The sequence below is a fragment of the Kitasatospora sp. MBT63 genome (assembly GCF_000710465.2).
Classification (GTDB): Bacteria; Actinomycetota; Actinomycetes; order Streptomycetales; family Streptomycetaceae; genus Kitasatospora.
On sequence record NZ_JAIZ01000262.1, the window covers coordinates 12139 to 16237 of the forward strand.

At 72.5% G+C, this 4099-nt stretch carries 4 protein-coding genes; 2 read left to right on the top strand and 2 right to left on the bottom strand.

The genetic code is table 11. The features are described 5' to 3' along the window. Positions 1–26: 26 nt before the first annotated feature. Complete coding sequence (gene dnaJ, locus AA75_RS16580) at positions 27–1166, bottom strand: molecular chaperone DnaJ (RefSeq protein WP_033820817.1); 1140 nt, start codon at positions 1164–1166, stop codon at positions 27–29. Between the two features lie 71 nt (positions 1167–1237). After that, positions 1238–2317, bottom strand: a complete 1080-nt coding sequence (gene hrcA / locus AA75_RS16585) for a heat-inducible transcriptional repressor HrcA (protein WP_082526573.1) — start codon at positions 2315–2317, stop codon at positions 1238–1240. 231 nt (positions 2318–2548) lie between these two features. On the opposite strand from hrcA, the gene htpX reads away from it, so the two are divergent. Further along, positions 2549–3469: a zinc metalloprotease HtpX gene (htpX, locus tag AA75_RS16590; protein WP_033820818.1), complete on the top strand. Its 921-nt coding sequence runs from the start codon at positions 2549–2551 to the stop codon at positions 3467–3469. Between the two features lie 13 nt (positions 3470–3482). Then, a complete protein-coding gene (locus AA75_RS16595) occupies positions 3483–4067 on the top strand; it encodes a hypothetical protein (protein WP_033820819.1) in 585 nt (194 codons plus the stop codon). Positions 4068–4099: the final 32 nt, after the last annotated feature.

Below are 4099 nucleotides of genomic sequence, written 5' to 3' on the forward strand. Positions count from 1 at the left end.
GGTCGGCGCCCGGGCGCCTCGGCGGCTCAGCGGCCGTTGAAGGCGTCCTTCAGGCGGGAGAACAGCCCCTGCTGGCCCGGCGCGAAGTGGCCGGCTGGCCGCTCCTCGCCGCGCAGCACCGCGAGCCGGCGCAGCAGCTCCTCCTGCTCGGGGTCGAGCTTGGTGGGCGTCTGCACCTCGACATGCACTATCAGGTCGCCGCGGCCGCCGCCGCGCAGGTGCGTGATGCCCCGGCCGTGCAGCGGGATCGACTGGCCGGACTGGGTGCCGGGCCGGATGTCGACCTCCTCCAGCCCGTCCAGGGTCTGCAGCGGCACCTGGGTGCCGAGCGAGGCGGCCGTCATCGGGATGGTGACCGTGCAGTGCAGGTCGTCGCCGCGGCGCTGGAAGGTCGGGTGGCTGGTCTCGGCGATCTCGACGTAGAGGTCGCCGGCCGGGCCGCCGCCGGGGCCGACCTCGCCCTCGCCGGCCAGCTGGATGCGGGTGCCGTTGTCGACACCGGCGGGGATCTTGACGGTGAGGGTGCGGCGGGCGCGGACCCGGCCGTCGCCGGCGCACTCGGGGCAGGGGGTCGGCACCACGGTGCCGAAGCCCTGGCACTGCGGGCAGGGGCGGGAGGTCATGACCTGGCCCAGGAAGGACCGGGTGACCTGGGAGACCTCGCCCTTGCCGCGGCACATGTCACAGGTCTGCGCGGAGGTGCCGGGGGCCGCGCCCTCGCCCGCGCAGGTGGTGCAGGTGACGGCCGTGTCGACCTGGAGTTCCTTGGTGGTGCCGAACGCGGCCTCCTCCAGGGTGATCTCCAGCCGGATCATGGCGTCCTGGCCGCGCCGGGTGCGCGAGCGCGGTCCGCGCTGGCCGCCGGCGGCGCCGAAGAAGGCGTCCATGATGTCGGAGAAGCCGAATCCGGCCGCGCCGAAGCCGCCCGCGCCGCCACCGCCGCCGTTCGGCGACAGCGGGTCGCCGCCGAGGTCGTAGACCTGCCGCTTGGAGGGGTCGGAGAGCACCTCGTAGGCGGCGTTGATCTCCTTGAACCGCTCCTGCGTCTTGGGGTCCGGGTTGACGTCCGGGTGCAGTTCGCGCGCGAGGCGCCGGAACGCCTTCTTGATCTCGTCCTGACCCGCGTCACGTCGGACGCCGAGTACCGCGTAGTAGTCCGTGGCCACCAAATGCTCCGGTTTGTTCCGCCTCTAGAAGTGCTTGCGACTGCTGCGCGCCGGCCTGCGGCGCGTGTGTCCTACGACTCGGCCAGGATCTGACCCACGTACCGTGCCACCGCTCGCACCGCCCCCATTGTGCCCGGGTAATCCATCCTGGTCGGACCGATCACCCCGAGCTTCGCCACGCTCTGGTCGCCCGAACCGTAACCGACCGAGACCACCGAGGTGGAATTGAGCCCCTCGTAGGCGTTCTCGTGGCCGATCCGGACCGTCATCGTGGCGTCCGCCGTCTCACCCAGCAGGCGGAGCAGGACCACCTGCTCCTCGAGGGCCTCCAGCACCGGCTGGATGGTCAGCGGGAAGTCGTGTCCGAAGCGGGTCAGGTTGGCGGTGCCCGCCAGCATGATCCGCTCCTCGTTCTGCTCGGCCAGCGTCTCGAACAGGGTGGCCAGCACCGCGGTGACGGTCGGCCGGTCGGCCGGCTCGAACGCGGCCGGGAGCTCCTCCAGTGCCGTCGGCACCTCGGGCAGCGGGCGGCCGCCGGCCTGCCCGTTCAGCCGGGCCCGCAGGTCCGCCAGCACGGTGTCGCCGACCGGGCCCGGGCAGTCGACCATCCGCTGCTCGACCCGGCCGGTGTTGGTGATCAGGACCAGCATCACCTTGGCCGGCGTCAGCTGGACCAGCTCGATGTGGCGGACCGTGGAACGGGTCAGCGACGGGTACTGGACCACCGCGACCTGCCGGGTGAGCTGCGCGAGCAGCCGCACCGTGCGGGCCACCACGTCGTCCAGGTCGACCGCGCCCTCGAGGAAGTGCCGGATCGCCCGGCGCTCGGGGCTGGTCATCGGCTTGACCTCGGCCAGCCGGTCGACGAAGAGCCGGTAGCCCTTGTCGGTGGGGATCCGGCCGGCGCTGGTGTGGGGCTGCTGGATGAAGCCCTCCTCCTCCAGCGCTGCCATGTCGTTGCGCACGGTCGCCGGGGAGACCCCGAGACTGTGCCGCTCGACCAGGGCCTTGGAGCCGACCGGCTCCTCGGTGCCCACGTAGTCCTGGACGATCGCCCGCAGCACGGCCAGCCTGCGGTCGTCCAGCGGGCGGGCGGCGGGGCGGGGCTCCACCGCGCGGGACGGCTCGAAGGAACGGGGCTCGTCGACCATGGGCACGCACCTCCGTCTTCGTCCGTTGAGCTGTTGAGTGTCCGATATCTGGCACTCCGGCAGGCAGAGTGCCAGGACCTTACCAGCCAGTGTAAGGCCCGGGTCCGACGGCAGGAACGGGCCGCCCAGGTGATCCTGCCCGCATCGCCGGACGGCACCCGTGGCGCATGGTGCCCGGGGCGGCCGCGAGTGGGAGCATCGGAGGCGAGCGCGACGAGCGAGGGAGCGGCGATGTCGACTTCGGGACAGCACTCCCGGTTCGCCCCCGACCGGGGGCTGACCGGCCGGATGGTCACCACGATGTTCCTGATCGGCCTGGTCTACGTGGGGTTCACCGGGCTGCTGATCGCACTGCTGCGCGGGGCCTGGCCGCTGATCGTCCTGATCTCCGGCGGCCTGTTCGTGGCGCAGTTCTGGTTCAGCGACAAGATCACCGAGCGGGCGATGGGCGCCCACGAGGTCACCCCCGAGCAGTACCCGCAGCTGCACGGCACCATCGACCGGCTCTGCGCGCTGGCCGACATGCCAAAGCCCCGGGTCGCGGTCGCCGTCAACGACATGCCGAACGCCTTCGCCACCGGCCGCAAGCCCGAGAAGGCCGTGGTCTGCGTCACCACCGGGCTGCTGCGCCGGCTGGAGCCCGAGGAGCTCGAGGGCGTGCTCGCCCACGAGCTCTCGCACGTCGCCCACCGGGACGTGGCGGTGATGACCATCGCCGGCTTCCTCGGGGTGCTGGCCGGCGCGATGACCAGGATCGCCCTGTACGGCGGGTTCCTGGGCGGCAACCGCAACAGCAACGACAGCACCGCGGCCATCGCGGCGATCATCATCCCGCTGGTCAGCATCGTGGTGTACGCGATCAGCTTCCTGCTCACCCGCCTGCTCTCGCGCTACCGGGAGCTGGCCGCCGACCGGGCCGCCGCCCAGCTGACCGGCCGGCCGAGCGCGCTGGCCTCCGCGCTGACCAAGGTGACCGGGCAGATCGCCGCCATCCCGACCAAGGACCTGCGCCAGGCGCAGCCGTACAACGCCTTCTACTTCGCCCCGGCGCTGAGCGCCCGGGAGGCCGCCACCCAGCTGCTGTCCACCCATCCGTCGCTGGAGCAGCGGCTGGCGCAGCTGGCGAAGATCTCGGCCGAACTCGGCCGGTGACGAGGAGCTGGACGTGGGATTCCTGGACGCACTGTTCGGCCGGACCAAGCCGGTCCGGCCGGACCTGGACCAGCTCTTCGGGGTGCCCTCGGCGGCGCTGACCCTGGAGGCGGCCGCCGGTTTCCGCCCGACCGGGCTGGGCTCGGTCTGTTTCGCGGCGGTGGAGGGCGGCGCCTTCGCCGAGGTCGAGCGGCAGGTCCGGGCGCTGCTGGACGCCGACACCCCGAACGGCGGGGTGCCGGTGGAGGCCTCGCAGGACGCCTACGGGTACTCCTGGCTGCTCGCCCGGCACACCGCCGAGGAGCTGCCGGACCTGGTCAACGACCTGCACGCGGTCAACAGCGAGCTGGAGGGCAACGGCTTCGGCCCGCAGCTGCTCTGCTCGCTGGTCGGCTTCCGCAACGCGGCGGGGCAGCCGCTGGCGCTGGTCTACCTGTACAAGCGCGGGTCCTTCTACCCGTTCGCACCGGTGCCGGGGGGCGGGGAGAAGCGCAACAGCCCGCTGGAGCTGCAGGTGAAGGCGATGCTCGGCAACGACCTGCGGCTGGAGCAGGACCTGAGCCGCTGGTTCCCGGTCTGGGGTGCGCCCGGGCTCTGAGGCGGCGGCCGCGGGGGCGGGTCGGGGCGGGT